Annotated in this window: 17 protein-coding genes and 1 riboswitch; of the genes, 9 read left to right on the top strand and 8 right to left on the bottom strand. The window is 57.5% G+C overall.

Annotation, left to right across the window (positions count from 1 at the left end):
* Positions 1-21 precede the first annotated feature (21 nt).
* The 3 genes from AC13DE_RS14550 to aroC all read right to left on the bottom strand — a co-directional run bounded on the left by AC13DE_RS14550 (position 22) and on the right by aroC (position 3,268).
* Entirely contained in the window at positions 22-969 is a 948-nt protein-coding gene (locus AC13DE_RS14550; protein WP_446306200.1) for a cyclase family protein, read from the bottom strand.
* 118 nt (positions 970-1,087) lie between these two features.
* Positions 1,088-2,065 (bottom strand): DMT family transporter, encoded by a 978-nt coding sequence (locus AC13DE_RS14545; protein ID WP_483048240.1) that lies wholly within the window; start codon positions 2,063-2,065, stop codon positions 1,088-1,090.
* A 102-nt stretch (positions 2,066-2,167) separates the two neighbouring features.
* On the bottom strand, positions 2,168-3,268 hold the full coding sequence (aroC, locus tag AC13DE_RS14540; protein WP_483048239.1) for a chorismate synthase: 1,101 nt from the start codon (positions 3,266-3,268) through the stop codon (positions 2,168-2,170).
* A gap of 91 nt (positions 3,269-3,359) precedes the next feature.
* Positions 3,360-3,459: riboswitch (TPP riboswitch) on the top strand.
* Between the two features lie 34 nt (positions 3,460-3,493).
* Here aroC and thiB point away from each other — a divergent pair.
* Genes thiB through AC13DE_RS14525 form a run of 3 tightly spaced genes read left to right on the top strand, consistent with a single transcriptional unit; the run spans position 3,494 to position 6,682 of the window.
* Entirely contained in the window at positions 3,494-4,471 is a 978-nt protein-coding gene (gene thiB, locus AC13DE_RS14535; protein ID WP_483048238.1) for a thiamine ABC transporter substrate binding subunit, read from the top strand.
* Positions 4,447-6,003 (top strand): thiamine/thiamine pyrophosphate ABC transporter permease ThiP, encoded by a 1,557-nt coding sequence (locus tag AC13DE_RS14530; protein WP_483048237.1) that lies wholly within the window; start codon positions 4,447-4,449, stop codon positions 6,001-6,003. Before thiB ends, AC13DE_RS14530 begins: the two co-directional genes overlap by 25 nt.
* Positions 5,990-6,682 carry a thiamine ABC transporter ATP-binding protein gene (locus AC13DE_RS14525; protein WP_483048236.1) on the top strand — a complete coding sequence of 231 codons (693 nt, stop codon included), beginning with the start codon at positions 5,990-5,992 and terminating at the stop codon, positions 6,680-6,682. Before AC13DE_RS14530 ends, AC13DE_RS14525 begins: the two co-directional genes overlap by 14 nt.
* On the opposite strand, the gene AC13DE_RS14520 is transcribed toward AC13DE_RS14525, so the two are convergent.
* From AC13DE_RS14520 to AC13DE_RS14505, 4 genes are all read right to left on the bottom strand, one after another.
* A complete protein-coding gene (locus AC13DE_RS14520) occupies positions 6,683-7,267 on the bottom strand; it encodes an exopolysaccharide biosynthesis protein (protein ID WP_446312753.1) in 585 nt (194 codons plus the stop codon). It lies immediately after the preceding gene.
* A 24-nt stretch (positions 7,268-7,291) separates the two neighbouring features.
* The gene (locus AC13DE_RS14515; protein WP_483048438.1) at positions 7,292-8,146 is read right to left on the bottom strand and encodes an SDR family oxidoreductase; all 855 of its coding nucleotides are present in this window, start codon (positions 8,144-8,146) and stop codon (positions 7,292-7,294) included.
* Between the two features lie 29 nt (positions 8,147-8,175).
* Positions 8,176-9,426: a glycosyltransferase family 4 protein gene (locus AC13DE_RS14510; protein WP_483048235.1), complete on the bottom strand. Its 1,251-nt coding sequence runs from the start codon at positions 9,424-9,426 to the stop codon at positions 8,176-8,178.
* Between the two features lie 122 nt (positions 9,427-9,548).
* Positions 9,549-10,304, bottom strand: coding sequence for a class II aldolase and adducin N-terminal domain-containing protein (locus tag AC13DE_RS14505; RefSeq protein WP_446296061.1), 756 nt, complete (start codon positions 10,302-10,304; stop codon positions 9,549-9,551).
* A gap of 89 nt (positions 10,305-10,393) precedes the next feature.
* On the opposite strand from AC13DE_RS14505, the gene ade reads away from it, so the two are divergent.
* From ade to msrA, 6 genes are all read left to right on the top strand, one after another.
* Positions 10,394-12,196 (top strand): adenine deaminase, encoded by a 1,803-nt coding sequence (gene ade / locus AC13DE_RS14500; protein WP_483048234.1) that lies wholly within the window; start codon positions 10,394-10,396, stop codon positions 12,194-12,196.
* A complete protein-coding gene (locus AC13DE_RS14495; RefSeq protein WP_483048233.1) occupies positions 12,193-13,656 on the top strand; it encodes an AMP nucleosidase in 1,464 nt (487 codons plus the stop codon). The genes ade and AC13DE_RS14495 overlap by 4 nt, the downstream gene beginning before the upstream one ends.
* Positions 13,657-13,784: 128 nt before the next feature.
* Positions 13,785-14,075 (top strand): HU family DNA-binding protein, encoded by a 291-nt coding sequence (locus AC13DE_RS14490; RefSeq protein ID WP_446296057.1) that lies wholly within the window; start codon positions 13,785-13,787, stop codon positions 14,073-14,075.
* Between the two features lie 140 nt (positions 14,076-14,215).
* Positions 14,216-15,085 (top strand): DMT family transporter, encoded by an 870-nt coding sequence (locus tag AC13DE_RS14485; protein ID WP_446296056.1) that lies wholly within the window; start codon positions 14,216-14,218, stop codon positions 15,083-15,085.
* Positions 15,086-15,232: 147 nt separating this feature from the next.
* Positions 15,233-15,682, top strand: coding sequence for a peptide-methionine (R)-S-oxide reductase MsrB (gene msrB, locus AC13DE_RS14480; RefSeq protein ID WP_446296054.1), 450 nt, complete (start codon positions 15,233-15,235; stop codon positions 15,680-15,682).
* The gene (gene msrA, locus AC13DE_RS14475) at positions 15,679-16,188 is read left to right on the top strand and encodes a peptide-methionine (S)-S-oxide reductase MsrA (protein ID WP_483048232.1); all 510 of its coding nucleotides are present in this window, start codon (positions 15,679-15,681) and stop codon (positions 16,186-16,188) included. The genes msrB and msrA overlap by 4 nt, the downstream gene beginning before the upstream one ends.
* A gap of 290 nt (positions 16,189-16,478) precedes the next feature.
* On the opposite strand, the gene AC13DE_RS14470 is transcribed toward msrA, so the two are convergent.
* Positions 16,479-18,485 (bottom strand): hydantoinase/oxoprolinase N-terminal domain-containing protein, encoded by a 2,007-nt coding sequence (locus AC13DE_RS14470; protein ID WP_483048231.1) that lies wholly within the window; start codon positions 18,483-18,485, stop codon positions 16,479-16,481.
* Positions 18,486-18,494: the final 9 nt, after the last annotated feature.

Below are 18,494 nucleotides of genomic sequence, written 5' to 3'. Positions count from 1 at the left end.
CATCTATTTCAGGCCGGTGGCTCAGTACAGCGCGACCGGATTGATCATCGCCTGCACCGTACCTTTGATCAGCGGTTGGCCCAGAACAAACATGAATTCCTTTACGCCGTCACGGACCAATGGGCCGGTATTCATCGTTTCCAGAATATAGATACCATTGTCTTTCAGCAGCGTCACGTGGCCATAAAACACCTTATCGCCCTCTTTAGCCGGGATCGCCTCGAGCCCCCAGGTGTCTGCACCTACGGCCATCGGGTTCATTGCCGCAACAAAGACCGCGCCTTCGTTGTTCAAGCCGGGTTCGGTGGACCCCCATGCGGCAGGATCGCTTTCAAGCTTCCCGTCGGTCCATCCAGTATGGAACAGCACGATATCACCCTCGTTTACCGTGATACCCTGAGCATCCATGGCGGCAGTAATCTCGGCCTCTCCAAAGTGTTCGCCGGCAGCGAGAACATCCTTGCCCATCTGTTTGGCCATATCGATAATGACGGCACGGGCTACCAGCGGCGGCACGGCGTGGGTGCCAAGCTTGGTCAAGCCGCCAATGGCTGAAATTTCCTTCTCATCCAGACAGTTATAATACATCCCGTTTTCGCCTAGGTGTCCCAGTCCATCCAGTTGCGATCCGATGCCTATCCAGGTCTGGATAATGTCGTCGTTGTAGTTGCCCTCATAGCCGAAGGCTGACAGCTTCTGCCCGCCTTGCTGGTTGGGTTGCACGATTTGCAGGTTCAACGATCGCGGCGGGAATGCTGGCGTATCTGGCCCGATAACGATTCCCAACGGCATGGATTTGCCTTTTTTGATAAGCTTGGCCGCTTCCAGCGTTCTTTCGGTGCTGACCAGGTTTGCCGATCCAATTTGATCGTCAGCGCCCCATTTTGATTGGGCACAGTCTTGTGCCACCGCCGAAGAAGCTGCAAACCCGGCGATAATTGCCGCTCCGATAAATTTTGTTAAAGTCATGTTTCCCTCCCAGAAAATTGGCGCAGAAACATCTGATGCGAAGTTCCCACGCCGCTAGAAGATCACGCTAACACGATTCTCGTTTATGGTAGTCTCTTTTGCACAGGCAGCTTGAATATCAGCTGGGCGTACCCTGCGGCGGGCTGCTTGCCTTTGATTTTGCTCTATCCAGACCCAAGTAACGCTCGCGCCAGATGATCAACACCCCACCGGTCATGACCAACCCGGCACCGATCAGGATAGCCAGCGTCGGTATCTCGCCGAAGAAAGCCCAGCCGATGACGATTGCAAAAACCATCGACGCGTAATCGAACGGGGCCAGCATTGAAACCGGCCCGAAACGAAACGACGACGTTATCATGATCTGCGCGACCCCGCCCACCAGACCCGACACAATCAAGATTGCGACGATTTCCGTGCTGGGCGATATCCAGGTCAGCGCTGGCCAGTCGACCAGCATACCGGCAGGGAACGTGAGGAAAGACAGGCAGGTTGCAGTCAACGAAAAGAAGAACACGATGGCGGCGGTACTGTCGGTCTGAACCAGACGGCGAACGTGTATCTGCACCAAGCCACGCATGATCGAGGCCCCCAGCACCATGACCGCCCCCAACGTCGCCATCTTTGACACGGTATCACCATCAACAGTAAAGCGCGGAAACAGCACGATCAGCACCCCGATCAACCCCACGGCGACCGCCGATAGCCTGAACAGGCGTACCTGTTCACCCAGAAATATAGCCGCGAAAACAACGGTGAACAACGGCGTGGCATATCCGATCGCCGTCACTTCGGGCAGGGGCAACAGGCTAAGGCCGGCAAAGGTAAGCCCCATTGCGATGGTCCCGAAGATGCCACGCCAGACATGGCCCATCAGGTTGCTTGGCTTAAGCCCATGGCGAAGATCGCCGCGCTGCCAAAGCCACAAGATGATCATCGGAAAGGCAAAGAACGACCGAAAGAACACCGCTTGCCCAGCGGGTACTGTGGCTGTGGCGATCTTGATCAATGCGGCCATGATCGAAAAAAGCAATACCGCGCCCAGTTTAAGGGCGATGGCCCGACCGGGGCGGTGCTGTGTCATGACGCTTGGCATGACGCATGCTTGCGCTTCGGTTTGTCAAAGTTCAAGGCTTGGGCGGCAGGGCAAAGGGATTTTTAAACTTCTGTGGCTATAAATTTCCGCTTTTTGCTGGGCTTAGCCAATGGTGCCCCGGTTTTCTCCGACTTGCCCGCGATGCAGCAGCATGTGATCCAGCAACACGCAGGCCATCATTGCTTCGCCGACCGGTACTGCACGGATCCCAACGCAAGGGTCGTGGCGGCCCTTGGTGATGATTTCTGTATCTTCGCCCGATTTGGTGATGGTCTTGCGCGTGGTAAGAATGCTTGACGTGGGCTTGACCGCAAAACGTACAACGATGTCCTGCCCCGTACTGATACCGCCCAATATACCGCCCGCGTGGTTCGACGAATAGACAGGGCCGTCTGGGCCCATGCTGATCTCGTCCGCGTTCAACTCTCCGGTGAGCATGGCGGCAGACATGCCTTCGCCAATCTCCACGCCTTTGACGGCGTTGATGCTCATCATCGCGGCGGCGAGATCGGTGTCGAGCTTGCCATAAACCGGCGCGCCAAGGCCCGCGGGCACGCCGCGCGCTGTCAGCTCGATGATCGCACCGACGGACGATCCGGATTTGCGCAGACCGTCCAGATACGCCGCCCACTCTTCTGCCGCTTTGGCGTCGGGCACCCAGAACGGGTTCTGTTCGATCTGGTCCCAATCGAACGCATCGCGGTCGATCTGGTGGGGGCCCATCTGCACCATGTAGCCGGTGATCTGCACATTCGGCGCAATCGCCTTGATCGCCTCGCGCGCAAGGCCACCCGCTGCCACACGCGACGCGGTTTCACGTGCCGAGGACCGCCCGCCGCCGCGGTAATCGCGGATGCCGTATTTCTGGAAATAAGTGATGTCGGCGTGACCGGGGCGGAACTTGTCCTTGATGTCACCGTAGTCTTTCGACCGTTGATCGGTGTTCTCGATCATCAGCTGGATCGGCGTGCCGGTGGTGACGCCTTCGAACACGCCCGACAGGATCCGCACCTCGTCCGCCTCGCGGCGCTGCGTGGTGTATTTGTTCTGGCCGGGTTTGCGCTTGTCCATCCAGTGCTGGATCATTTCTTCGGTGATCGTCACACCGGGGGGGCAGCCGTCCACCGTGGCCCCCAAAGCAGGCCCGTGGCTTTCGCCCCAGGTGGTCACGCGGAAAAGATGGCCAAAGCTGTTGATCGACATGCAAATGCTCCTTTGGCGGCGATCATTAGCGATGCCGCACCCGCGCCTCAAGGGATTTCGCCTTGCGCACAGCTTTGCGGCGTTCTACCGATAAGATACCTCGGGGGGCCCTTTTGGCTGAGATGTGCGCGCACGGACCCGTTGAACCTGAACCGGTTAACACCGGCGGAGGGAAGGTCTAGATGGTTCTCCAACACTTTCTGACGCCGCAAAATGGAGGATACCATGAAGTATCTTACACTTGCTGCCGCCAACCTGCTTGCGACCTCTGCCTTGGCAGAGCCGCCACAGTTGGTGGTCTATACCTATGATAGCTTCGTTGCCGACTGGGGCCCAGGCCCGGTTATCGAAGCGGCCTTCGAGGCCGAATGTGACTGTGATCTGAAATTCGTTGGAATGGGTGACGGTGCGGCGCTTCTGGCCCGGCTCAAGCTCGAAGGTGCGCGATCTGACGCCGACGTGGTGCTTGGCCTGGATACCAGTCTGGTCGCCGCGGCAAAGGATACCGGGCTGTTTGCTCCGGCCAAGGTCACTGCCGATTACGATTTGCCCGTCACATGGGCCGACGATACGTTCGTGCCCTATGACTGGGGGTACTTCGCCTTTGTCCACGACAAAAAGCTCACCGCGCCCAAGAATTTCCGCGAGCTTGCCGACAGCGACCTAAAGATCGTAATTCAGGATCCGCGTTCCTCCACCCCCGGTCTGGGCTTGTTGATGTGGGTCAAGGACGCGTACGGTGACGAAGCCCCGGCGATCTGGGAAGGGCTGGCGGATAATATCGTGACGGTGACCAAAGGCTGGTCCGAAGCGTATGGCCTGTTTCTTGAGGGCGAGGCCGATATGGTACTGAGCTATACCACGTCACCCGCCTATCATCTCATTGCCGAAAAGGACGAAACCAAGGCCGCTGCGATTTTCGACGAGGGCCACTACATGCAGATAGAGGTGGCAGGAAAGCTTGCGGCAACCGATCAACCGGAGCTGGCTGACAAATTCATGCAATTTATGGTCTCGGACGCCGCGCAATCGGTGCTGCCAACAACCAATTGGATGTATCCGGCGGTAGCTCCGGCAGCGGGCCTGCCGGAAGGTTTTGACCAGTTGGTCGAACCAGAAAAGGCGCTGTTGGTGCCAAATGACGCCGTGCCAGCCCTGCGCGATGAGGCGCTGGCCGAATGGCTTTCCGCCCTGTCTCAATAAGCACCAAGCCAGGGATCAGCGCCGCCGTGACGGTGGCGGCGCTGATCTTGACCGCGCTACTGGCCGTGTTGGGGCGCGCCGAATTCACGAGCGGTCTTGGCCCTGCCGATTGGTCTGCGATCCGCTTTACCATCCTCCAGGCAGTGATATCCGCCGTGGTTTCCACCCTGCTGGCGGTCCCGGTTGCACGCGCGCTGGCGCGGCGGCGCTTTCGCGGTCGCGGTTTGTTGGTCACGTTGCTTGGCGCTCCGTTCATCTTACCTGTGATTGTTGCGGTCCTGGGGCTGATTGCGGTGTTTGGCAGAGCGGGGTGGTTGAACGCGGGCCTGGCACAGGTCGGGTTGGAACCAGTGTCGATATATGGCCTGCACGGCGTCGTTCTGGCGCATGTTTTCTTTAACCTGCCGCTCGCCACCCGTCTTTTGCTGCAAGCGTGGCAGACCGTACCAGCCGAACGATTCCGCCTTGCCGCCCAAATGAACCTGACCCCCTATGCGGTTTTTCGCAGTATCGAAGTACCGCTGCTGCGTCAGATTTTGCCCGGTACCGCAGCGCTTGTATTTGTGATTTGTCTGACCAGCTTTGCGGTTGCCCTGACCTTGGGCGGCGGCCCTCGCGCCACGACTGTCGAATTGGCGATCTATCAGGCTTTCCGATTTGATTTCGACCTGAGCCGCGCGGCCCTGCTGTCATTGGTGCAGCTAGGCATTGCGGGCGGCACGGCTGCCGCGGCACTTTGGATCATTCCGACCATCAGCATCGGTGGCGGGTTTGACCGATCGTTGCACCGGTGGGATGGGCAAGTTGGCGTGCAACAAGTGCTGGATGTCTTGTTCATCGGTCTTACGACCGCGTTTTTGTTGCTCCCGCTTGTCGCGGTGGTCACCCGCGGCGTGGCCGGGTTAGCCAAAACGCCGTTGGCGGTTTGGCATGCCGCGGGCGTGTCCATTATCGTGGCTCTGTTCAGCATTGTGGTGCTTTTGGTGATCGCGCTTCCGATGGCGGGTTGGATCGCCACACGACCACGGGGCGGGTCAGAGGCAGTGGGGCTGCTGGGGCTCGCCGCGTCGCCGCTTACCATCGGCACGGGTTGGTTTATCTTGATCAACCCGGTGGTCGATCCCTTTGCGCTGGCCTTGCCGGTCACTGCACTGGTAAATGCGTTCATGGCTTTGCCTTTCGTGCTGCGTATCATCGTCCCGCCGATGCGCGATACCGTACAGGTTTACGGACGCCTGACCCAGACATTGGGGATGGGCGGCTGGTCGTTGTGGCGATGGGTGATATTGCCACGACTACGCCCGCAAATAGGGTTTGCCGCAGGCCTGACGGGAGCGCTGTCTATGGGTGACCTCGGGGTCATCGCTTTGTTCGCTTCGCCCGATACCGCCACGTTGCCGCTGCAAATGTATCGGCTTATGGGGGCATATCGAATGGACGCCGCCGCGGGTGCGGCCCTGATTTTGCTGGCCCTTTCCTTGGGTATCTTCTGGGTTTTCGATAAGGGGGGACGTTGGCATGCTCAGGCTTGAAGAAGCAGAAATCGCTCAAGACACCTTTACGCTGCGTGCCGATCTGTCGATTGAACAGACAAGAAAATACGCGGTTATCGGCCCGTCCGGCGCGGGCAAGTCCACCCTTCTGTCCGCGCTTTGCGGATTTATCCCCCTCAGCACGGGCAGGCTACTCTGGCAGGACACCGACATCACGACGTTTGCCCCCGGTGACCGGCCCATGACGATGCTTTTTCAGGACAACAACCTTTTTCCGCACTTGAGCATCCAGCAGAATGTGGGGCTTGGCCTGCGCCCAGACCTTCGCCTGTCGATTGACGAAAAAGACAGGGTTCTTGACGCTTTATCTCGTGTCGGCTTATCTGCGTTTGCACAGCGCAAGCCGGGTGCGCTTTCCGGTGGCCAGCAAAGCCGTGCCGCGCTTGCCCGGGTTCTGGTGCAGGCCCGCCCGTTTGTGTTGCTGGATGAACCTTTTGCCGCCTTGGGCCCTGCCTTGCGAAATGAAATGCTGGATCTTGTCGCCGAACTGATCACCGAAACCAAAGCGACGTTGATCATGGTCACCCACGCACCAGATGACGTGCGCCGCATCGCGGACGAGGTAATCTTTGTCGCGAACGGGGTGGCCGCGAAGCCGCAACCGGCCAAAACCTTGATGGATAATCCACCTCAAGAGCTACGTGATTACCTTGGATGATCAGAAAAGGATCGCATAGAATACCACTGATGTGACCAAGATCGTCAGATAGCCCAACAGCACATACAGGCCGTCACGCGTGAACAGGCCAAATGAAAACAATGCGACCGTCCCTCCGCCAAACGACGAAGCGAACGGTACGAATTCCAGCATCGGCCACGCGGTGGGCAAGACCATGCACGTCAGAAGCGTGATTGACCGCATTGGACCGGTAACAAGGATCAGCAAGCGTCGTCCGGAGTGACGGTCAAAAAACTTGCTTGGTGCGCGCAGCCAGCGGATGCCAAGCAAAAGCCGCGATGACTTCACCCGACGGCGCAAGATAAAACCGGGAAGCCAAAGCCGTCTGCGGCCCCATAGCGCTTGGGCAGACAGCACAATGATCACCATTGCTATAAGCGTGGTGACGCCGAACAGCCCTGACAGCGGCGAGACCAGCAATAGCGACGCCACCAGGATAAATGGCAATACAGACCGCTCTCCGAATTCGTCCAGTACGTCTTTCACCGACACGGTATCATGGCGGGCGGCATGCTCCATCCCATCCAAAAGGTGGGTCAAACTGCGTTCATCACACTGTTTCATTTCCCACCTCCCCCCGAAAAACAGTCAGCCGTAGCCCTCAAGTATAGCGGCCAACCCAGATCGGTAACTTGGATAAAGCGGCATCCACCCCAACGCCTTTTTGATCCGGTCGTTCCGCACCTTCTTGCTTTCGGCATAGAAACTGCGTGCCATCGGCGACATATCCGCGTCTTCAATATTGACCTCCGGAGGTGCCGGCACACCCAAAAGCGCAGCGGCATAGGCGATCACATCCTGTGGCGGCGCGGGATCATCATCGCACAGGTTGTAGATTCCGCCGGGTGTAGGGTGATGCAGCGATAACGTCAGCGCTTGGGCAATATCGTCGACGTGGATACGGGAAAACACCTGATCTTTCTTGATGATGCGGCGGGCAGTTCCTTCTTTTACCTTGGTAAACGGTCCGCGTCCGGGGCCGTAGATGCCAGCCAATCGAAAGATATGAAGCGGCATTTCGGGGATGGCCCGCCAACGACTTTCGGCCTGCATGCGCGCGGCACCGCGTCTGGTGGCAGGCGTCAAAGCTGTATTCTCGTCCACCCATCCACCGTCGTGGTTGCCGTAGACACCGGTCGTGGACAGATATCCGACCCACCGCAGCCCCGGTGCCATACGTGTCATTGCTGTTTCGCAGGCATTAAGCACCGGGTCGCCCTCGGCCCCCGGTCCGGCTGAAACCAGAACGTTGGGTAACTGGTCAAGGAGCGGCTCAAGGTCAGTGCCCGGCCAAATCAGAGGTTCAACCCCGGAAGCCGCGATTTCATGCGTCTTATCGGCGCTGCGCGTTGTACCGATGATCCGCCAACCCTGCGGCAACAGGCGTCTGGCCAAGGCTTGGGCACTGTACCCATGACCGATAGAAAGAAGCGTTTTATTCATTTCATCCATCGTCGCTCACCTTTCCCGTCTCAAGGCAAGCTGATCTGCTTGTCGGCCGGGACCAGCGCATTGATCTGGGCAATGTGCTCGGGCAGACATTTGGTCAGAAAATCATAGTTCCGTACGACATGTTTGCGCGCCTCTGGTCCCAGTCGCTGGTATTTATCGGGATTTTGCAACACGTCAATCACTTGGTCGGCGAAGGCGTCCGGATTGAAGAAGTCGACAAGCAGACCGGTTTTGCCATGGGTGATTGCCTCGCGGACCGGGGCGACGTCGGATGCAACAATCGTCGCCTCCATCGCCATAGCTTCCAGTAACGACCACGACAGCACGAACGGCATTGTCAGATACAAGTGACAGCGGCTGATCTGTATGACCTTTTGATAGTCGTCATAGGGTAGCTTGCCCAGAAAATGGACACGGGTCCAATCGACATCCTTTCCGACCTCGGCTTCCATTTCAGCACGAAGTCCGCCGGGATGTTTGCTTTTCCCCCCATAGGACGTGTCATTTCCCCCAACGATCAATACGCGTGCGTCGGGCCGTTCTTTCAGTATACGCGGAAGCGCCCGCATGAAGATGTGAAACCCGCGTGTCCGCTCCAGATTGCGGGAAACAAAGGTGACGATTTCATCGGATCGTGTCAGATCGTGCTTCAGACGGCCCAGTTTCAACCGCACCAGGGGGTTTGGTCTTAATTGATCAGTACGGATACCGTCGTGGCACACGTAGAGCTTTCGATGGAAGCTTTGCGGAAACCGGTCGCGCTGCCAAAATGTCGGGCTCAGGCCCATGTCCACGGTTTCAATGTTTGCCAAGGGAACGGCATTGCGCGCATGCAGCAGGAACGGCGTATTCTCCGATACCGGTTCCGCCGGATCAAACCCGACCGGGCCGCCGGTCGCGCTATAGTAATACTCGAAAAGCCCAATGATCGGGACGTCTTTCCATATCTCCTTGAAGAAAGTCAGCTCTCCCCAGCCGACGTGGCCGATGACGATGTCAGGCTTGAACCGTTCGGTCTTTTCGATCTGTCGGGCAGCCCGGACCGCTCCCAGAGCATTTCCCGTCGATTCCTCCCAGTTTTTCGACAGGCCATAGGCGTTATCAGCGGGTTTGTGATGCGGCTCGTAAACTCGGGTCTGCACCCCTTTGAAACTGGGCGCGGCCTTGCGTTGGGTCAAAAAATAAATCTCGTGGTCACCTGTAGCGGCCAGCCACTGTACCAATTCGCGATATTGGCCGGGCATATTCTGGTGAACAAACATGATTTTCATCGAAACTGCCCGTCTTGTGATGCCATGCAGCGAATTAGTGCCAGACCGGTTTGGAATGCAAATGCTAGTTTAACCAGACGCACCGCTGGCCAGGGTGCTACCCTATTCGGGAAAGGATTGGATCAATGCGCGTAATTGGCCCCTTCTGCATCAAGGATCGCTTTTAATTCAGCCAGATGCCGTGCATCCTGTTCGGGGTAATTTTCAAGCTCGCGCGCGGTTTTTTCGGCAATATCGTCAGGTATGCGGCGCAGCGGCATGCCTGTTTGCAGCGCCCGGATGTAAGTCTCGGCGGCACGTTCAAAATAATAAAGCCTGTTGAAGGTATCAGCCACGCTGTTGCCGATCACCAGCACACCGTGGCTGCCCATCACCATAACCTTTTGCCTGGGGTCGCTTAACAGCGCGGCACACCGGGTACCTTCGTCCTCGAAGGCCAACCCGCCATAGTTTTCATCGATCACTACCCGATTAAAAAACGTGCAGCAATTCTGGTCAATCGGCGGCAGTCGGCTGTCTTGCAAACAAGCCAACACCGTCGCGTGGATCGAATGAACGTGCATCACGCACCGGGCATGAGCGCAAGCGCGGTGGACCCCGCCATGCAACCCCCAAGCTGTCGGGTCGGGGGCGTCAGGCCCGGCAAGCGTTTCGGGGTCATTGGCGTCGACTTCGATGAGATCGCTTGCCTTGATCCGCGAAAAATGGACCTGATTTGGGTTCATCAGGAACCGGGTTCCATCATCATTGATCGCCAGGCTGAAATGGTTCGCGACACCCTCGTGCATGTCCAGTCGCGCTGTCCAGCGAAACGCAGCGGCCAGATCGACCCGCTCTTGCCAGTGGTCCATGTTTTGGCGGATTTGTGTAATGGCCATCTTCGGTTTCCTTCTTTGTCGCGGGTTTGCCGTGCCCCCTGGGGTCGCATCACCTTGAACCTCATGCAATCTTCGTGTCAACGTCAGGCATGAAACAGCAATCCTTCCCTTCGTGGCCCGATGTTGCGGCTCAACTGGTTTCAGTGGCCGCCGGTCGCGCGGTCGCCGATACAATCATTACCGGCGGCATCTGGGTAAACGTCCATACCCGCGAAACCCTGCCTGATCATGACATCGCTATCGTCGCAGGGCGCATCGCGTTTGTCGGACCCGATGCCAGCCACTGCAAGGGCGAGACGACGCAGATGATAGATGCCAAGGGGCGCTACATGATCCCGGGTTTGTGTGACGGGCATATGCATATCGAAAGCGGCATGCTGACCCCTGCCGAATTTGCCCGCGCGGTCATCGCTCATGGTACGACGTCGATGTTCATCGACCCGCATGAGATCGCCAATGTGCTTGGTCTTGAAGGCGTACGCATGATGCACGACGAAGCGTTGTTGCAGCCGATCAATATTTTCACCCAAATGCCGTCCTGTGCCCCGTCGGCACCCGGGCTGGAAACAACCGGATTTGAAATTACCGCCGACGACGTCGCCGAGGCGATGGCATGGCCCGGTATCATCGGTCTGGGCGAAATGATGAACTTTCCCGGTGTGACCGCCGGCGATCCCAAGATGCTGGCCGAAATCGCGGCGACGCAGCGGGCAGGCAAGACGGTTGGCGGGCATTACGCATCGCCTGATCTAGGGCCGGCTTTCGCGGCCTATGTCGCGGGTGGTCCTGCCGATGACCACGAAGGTACCTGCGAGGCCGATGCGATCGCCCGCATGCGGCAGGGGATGCGGTCGATGATCCGTTTGGGATCGGCATGGTATGACGTGAAAACGCAGATTACCGCGATCACCGAAAAGGGATTGGACCCGCGCAACATGATCCTGTGCACCGATGATTGCCATTCTGGCACTCTGGTGAATGACGGGCATATGAACCGCGTCGTGCGTCATGCCATCGACTGCGGATGTGACCCGCTGATCGCTTTGCAAATGGCAACGATCAACACTGCAACCCATTTCGGATTGGAACGCGACATCGGCTCGCTGACGCCGGGCCGTCGCGCCGATGTGATCCTTACCTCTGATCTGAAATCGTTACCGATCGAGACCGTGATTGCCCGTGGCCGGATCGTGGCCGAAAATGGTGCCTGCCTGGTCGATTGCCCGCACTATGATTGGCCGCAACACGCGCGTCAGACCGTAAACATGGGCAAATCGCTGACTGGCGACGACTTTCGAATTTACGCTCCGGCCGGTGCCAATGCCGTAACTGCCAATGTGATTGGTGTCGTGGAAAATCAGGCCCCGACCCGTGCACTGAAGTTTGAACTGCCGGTCACCGACGGGCGCGTCCAACCGACCGGCGATGTCTGCCAGATCGCTCTGGTGGAAAGGCACCGCGGGACCGGCACCGTCGTGAATGCATTGGTGTCGGGGTTCGGCTACGACGGGCCTATGGCAATGGCGTCAACCGTGGCGCATGACAGCCATCACATGATCGTGGTCGGGACCGACAACCAACACATGGCGCTGGCCGCAAACCGATTGGGAGAAGTCGGAGGCGGCATCACGATCTTCAAAGACGGTGCCGAGCTGGCGATGGTCGAACTGCCGATTGGCGGTCTGATGTCGGACAGACCCGCCGCCGAGGTTGCCGCCAAGACACAAGCGATGATGCAGGCCATGCGAGATTGCGGATGTACGTTGAACAACGCCTATATGCAGCATTCGCTGCTGGCGCTTGTCGTCATTCCCGAATTGCGCATCTCGGACCTTGGCTTGGTGGATGTGCGTAGCTTTGAATTCATTCCTTTGTTAGAGCCTGTTTCATGAACAAGATATTGACGCCCGATACCCGGCCAGCAGAACAATTCACAGATGCAAAAGCGGCCGTGGAACGGTTGATCGACCTTTATTCCCAGGCGACCGGCTTTCTGACGGCGCACTTTCAAAAGGCAATGGACAACGCCGCGCCGGCAATGCGGATCAGGGCGTTTTATCCTGAAATCCGCTTCACCACCTCCAGCTATGCGCAGGTGGATTCGCGATTGTCCTTCGGTCATGTGTCTTCGCCCGGGACCTTTGCCGCGACGATCACGCGACCGGAATTGTTCAGGAATTACCTGACCCAACAGATCGGCCTGCTGATTGAAAATCATGGCCAACCCGTCACCATCACAGTTTCTGATACGCCCATCCCGGTGCATTTCGCAGTCAGCCATGACGACAGCGTAACCATACCGCAGGAAGGTGCTGCGGAATTCACCCTGCGCGATGTATTTGATGTACCCGATCTGAGCACAACGAACGATGACATCGTGAACGGCACCTGTCTGCCTCTGGATGGTGTGCGCCCGCTGGCCCCGTTTACCGCGCAGCGGGTCGATTACTCTCTGGCACGTCTTGCACATTATACCGCGACCGATCCGGAACATTTCCAGAGCCATGTTCTATTCACCAACTATCAATTCTATGTCACCGAGTTCGAGGAATACGCCCGCGCCATGCTGCGCGACCCCGAAAGCGGCTATACTTCGTTTGTATCCACCGGCAACTTCGAGATCACCGACGGCGACGCAGCCCTCCCGTCCTCGGTAAAAACCCCGCAAATGCCGACCTATCACCTAAAGCGCGCGAATGGCCTGGGAATAACCCTTGTCAATATCGGTGTCGGCCCCTCGAACGCGAAGACAGCCACTGACCATATCGCGGTGCTGCGCCCTCATGCTTGGCTTATGGTCGGACATTGCGCCGGGCTGCGCAACACTCAGGCGCTTGGCGATTTCGTGCTGGCGCACGGGTACCTGCGCGAAGATCACGTATTGGATGATGACCTGCCGGTGTGGGTCCCCATTCCCGCATTGGCCGAAATCCAGATTGCTCTGGAAGACGCCGTTGAACAGGTGACCCAACTGGAAGGGTATGAATTGAAGCGGATCATGCGAACCGGCACGGTCGCAACCATCGACAACCGCAACTGGGAACTTCGCGACCAATCCGGCCCGGTGCAGCGTCTGTCGCAGTCACGCGCAGTGGCATTGGATATGGAAAGCGCTACAATCGCCGCGAACGGCTATCGGTTTCGTGTGCCCTATGGCACGCTTTTATGTGTCTCTGACAAACCCCTGCACGGCGAACTGAAGCTCCCCGGAATGGCTTCGGAATTCTATAAAACACAGGTTGCGCGCCATCTGATGATCGGAATTCGGGCGATGGAGCAATTACGCGATATGCCTTTGGAGAGGCTTCACAGTCGGAAATTACGCTCATTTGACGAAACAGCCTTTCTATAAAGGCTCAAAATCGCAGAAAAACGCATGTTTTCACTGTTTATCGCCACCTATTCGTTGTGTTCGTCCACTACATACCGTTACATTCTGCCCGTGAGGCCCTAATCCGGGCGGACGAAGGAGAAAAAAAGATGGCAACTAAACCAATGACAAAAACCCAGCTCGTCGCGGCTTTGGCTGAGGAAATGGGCGAAGACAAGAAAGCGGCAGGAAATGCGCTCGACGCAATCTGCGCATTGATCACAAAAGAAGTATCTGGCGGAGGAGCGGTGACGCTTCCCGGCATCGGTAAAATCTATTGCCGTGAACGCCCTGAACGTATGGTGCGCAACCCCGCCACCGGCGAACAGTTCAAAAAAGACGCGGACAAGGTTGTGAAGATGACCATCGCGAAAGCGCTGAAAGACAGCGTTAACGAATAAACCTGGATACAGGCTTTGACAAAGGGTCGCCCTAGGGGCGGCCCTTTGCGTTTTAGGCAGGGCTGCTTTGCTTTAAACGTGCTTGCCCTCATCCCGCATCTGCGAAAGGGTTCGCAAGATATCAACCTCAGGGGCTCAGCATGGACATACGCGCAATTCTTGGGGGCCTCGCGTTTGCATTCATGTGGTCGTCTGCCTTTAGCTCTGCGCGGATCATTGTTGCGGATGCATCGCCGCTGATGGCTTTGTCGGCCCGGTATCTTATATCGGGGTTGCTGGGGGTCGGCATCGCCTTGGCCTTGGGGCAATCTTGGCGGCTCACACCGGCGCAATGGCGCGCGACCATAATCTTTGGAATCTTGCAGAACGCGGTGTATCTGGGCCTGAATTTTATTGCGATGCAGACTGTTCAGGCGTCACTCGCTGCGATCATCGCCTCTACAATGCCGCTGCTGGTCGGGCTGGCCACCTGGTTAATTCTAGGGGAAAAGCTAAGGCCCCTTGGTATGGGTGGCCTGGTCGCGGGTGTTATCGGCGTGATCGTCATCATGAGTGCGCGGATCAGCGGTGGCGTTGATTTGACCGGCCTGTTGCTATGCGGCATCGGGGTGGTGGCACTTTCGGCCGCGACCTTGCTGGTGCGGGGTGCGACTTCGGGCGGGAATTTCCTGATGGTCGTCGGGTTGCAAATGCTTGTGGGATGCGTGGCACTGACCCTGGCCATGCTAGCCTTCGAGACACCTTATATCAATCCGAGTTGGCCATTGGCCGCGGCTTTTGCCTATACCTGTCTGGTTCCGGGATTGCTTGCGACTGTGGTCTGGTTCTGGCTGGTCAACCGAATTGGCGCGACGCGGGCGGCGACGTTTCACTTTCTCAATCCCTTCTTCGGTGTGGCAATCGCGTGGGTATTGTTGGGTGAACCGCTTGGGCTTCAGGACGCCATCGGTGTCGCGATCATCGCCATCGGTATCCTGGCGGTTCAAATATCACGTCAGCGTACAGCATGAAAGCCAGGTCGTCGCCGATGCATTTGGCAGCGAAGTAAACTTTGGACAGCACGGCACTGCTTCACACAAATTTGCGACGCGCACATAAATCCTTTGAAAATCCAAATCTCCCCCCATCTTATACATCAAGACTCAAAGGAGACTTCCATGCCGACCTATGAAAAAACCCAAGCTGCCATCGACGCCCTGTCACCCGAAGAGTTTCGGGTCACCCAGCGAAACGGAACCGAACGCCCGGGCACGGGCAAATTGCTTGGCAACAAGGAACCGGGAATTTACGTTGATATCGTTTCCGGAGAGCCGCTGTTTGCGTCGTCTGACAAATACGATTCCGGATGCGGCTGGCCGAGTTTTACCAAACCGATCGAACCCGCATATGTGTCGGAACTGCGCGACAGCAGTCTTGGCATGGTGCGCACCGAAGTCCGTAGTACCAATGGTGACAGTCATTTGGGCCATGTGTTTCCGGATGGCCCCGCCGATCGCGGCGGGCTGCGCTATTGCATCAACTCAGCGTCACTGCGCTTCGTTCCTCGCGATGCGATGGAAGCCGAAGGGTACGGCGATTATCTAAATCAAGTGGAGGATGTGTCATGAGCACGCAACGCGCAGTCTTGGCTGGTGGATGTTTTTGGGGGATGCAGGATCTGATCCGCAAACGGGACGGAGTTGTCTCCACGCGGGTTGGCTATTCCGGTGGCGATGTACCGAACGCGACCTATCGCAATCATGGTAGCCATGCGGAAGCAATTGAGGTGATATTCAAAGACGACGTACTTAGCTATCGGGATTTACTGGAGCTTTTCTTCCAGATTCACGATCCCACAACGTTGAATCGGCAAGGCAATGACCGTGGGCTAAGTTATAGATCCGCCATCTATTACGAAAACGAAGACCAGAAAACTGTGGCACTTGATACAATCGCGGATGTCGAAGCTTCGGGTATATGGCCCGGCAGAGTGGTTACCGAGGTCGAGCCCGTCTCTGATTTCTGGGAAGCAGAACCGGAGCATCAGGATTACCTCGAGCGTATCCCGAACGGGTATACCTGCCATTATCCGCGTCCCGACTGGGTGTTGCCCAAACGCGCCGCGGCAGAATAAGAAAAAGGCGGGTATTATCCCGCCTTTTTTATCAATCGCAGGCAAACAATCTCTCATTGCCGCCAAAGAAAGACGATGCGTACCACTCCATTCGGAGCTTTGTGGCCTTTATCGCCATTCCTATCTAAACAAAACAACTCGTTATCTAACCATGTCGCACGACCGAGGCCATGAACACCCGCTAAGATAGAAGTCTATTGTGTTCAGATTATGTCAATTTTCTAAAAATTAATCTTTATTAACAGCCCCTCGCCGGCTTCGACGACCATTGTATATAGGCTGGCAAAATTTCAACCGACAGCGACCCTTGGCCTGCCCGTCGCTTCTACGGTCACGATTGCCTCGACAAAGACTTCGCGATTTTCCACGCCGGCCGTGCGGATGTCTCTTTGTGCGGTCACTTGAATATCGGCTGCTCCGGCCGCCGCTGCGTCAGCGTGGGCCTTGGTGCGCAACGCTTGCTCCAGCAATGCCAGCGCACTGTTCTGGTCCGAGAAATCCTGGGGGCCCCCAACAAGGTGAACACGAAATTTACCTTCGGCGGGCGAGGTGACCGTCCCACTTTCGCGCATGGTGACGCGCCCCACGACAGCCCCGATTGCGTTAGCCACCCCGGCATGTTCAGGCAAAATCATCTTTGCCCCTACCGCCGTTCCGACTGCTGGATAATATGCCGCAGCAGATGCCCCCAACCCTATCACCGGCAGGTTCAAAGCCGCGTCAATCTTCAGCAAACCGCGATGGTGCCCCAGGCCACGTTGTAACAGGATGTGCCGGGCCAGGACATCGGGGCTGCCGTCAAAGGCGGGCGTTTCCTCAGCGAATGCGGTTTCCAACAGGGCCAATGCGGTCTGTTGCGTTAGCTGATCAATAATGATCTGCGCCATCTTGTCAGGATCCGGTGCCAGCATTTCTCCGGCTCCTGTTCTTCTGCGCCCCAGCAACCGGAGCGCCTTGACCGAAGCCATCGCATCCCATGCATCCAGACGGCCCAGCGCATGGCTTGCGTCGGAAGGCGTCACACCTGCGACCTGGACCAGTCCTCTTTCCACCAGACGTTTCAATGCACCGGTCTCTATTCGGGCGCGCAGGATCTTGTCCAGAGGGTGCAGACTATCGCCGATCCGATCCAGCAGCGCTATTTCACGCGGGCCGATACCTTCGTGCGTTTGTCCTGGCACCGCGCGCACAAACCGCCCGTCAAATTCCCCCGGCGTTGCGTTGCGAAGCTGTGCGTCAAGTGCCTGGTGAACAACCTCAGGATCGTCAACGGCGACCAGAGAAACCGGCAGCAAGCGCTTTGGCCCCAATGTGACGCCACCTTGCAGACCTTCTGTCCGAAAATGTACTTCACTGTCGCCCCCCAAGCCAGTGGTGCGCATCGCAACCGCTTCGACCATGGTACGATAGATACCCACCTGCGCACCTGCCGGGTCAATCGTGGGGCGGCCATCGCGCAGAAGGGCCACATCCGTGGTGGTGCCGCCGATATCGCTGACCAGAGCATGATCGGCCCCGGTCAACCAACGTGCACCCACGATTGATGCCGCAGGTCCGCTCAGGATAGTTTCTATCGGGCGTTCGCGGGCCTGCGATGCTGATATCAACGCACCATCACCGCGAACTACCATGAGCGGGGCTGTCACACCAATTTCAACCAGTATTTCTTGAGCGCGCCCGATCAAGCGGTCTATCATTCCGATCAGGCGCGCATTCAGCACCGCAGTCAGCGCCCGCTTGGGGCCATTCAACTTGGCAGATAGCTGGTGTGACGCAGACACCGGGCGGCCGGTGATCTGCGTGACCAATTCAGCGGCCCGCAGTTCATGCGTCGGGTTACGAGTGGCAAAATGGCTGGCAATCGCAAAGCCGCTGACCTCAGATTTATGGGTCTCAAGAAAGGTTGTCAGCCGCGGCTCGTCCAATGGCTGCGCTTCGCTACCGTCATGGTTATGGCCCCCGTCCAACAACAGGCACGGGTCACCCTTCAGCGCGTCGGCCAGACCATGGGTTTGCAAATCACGTTCCTTGAAACCGATATAAATCAGCCCAATGCGACCTCCTTGTCCCTCTACCAGCGCATTGGTTGCCAGCGTGGTCGACAGTGACGCCAGCGAAACCTGCGCCGCTTCGATGCCGGCCCGGGCCAAGACGGAACGCACGGCATTTCCTACGCCAATCGCCAGATCGGCCCGCGTGGTCAACGCCTTGGCTGCCCCAACGACGACGGTTTCGTCACGGATCAATACGGCATCTGTATAGGTGCCGCCCGTATCAACTCCCAGCAGGTACGCCATCGACTTTTC

It is taken from the genome of Sulfitobacter sp. L-8 (genome assembly GCF_056859255.1).
The sequence above is the reverse complement of the archived record's forward strand: the minus strand, read 5'-3'. Positions and strand labels throughout refer to the sequence as shown.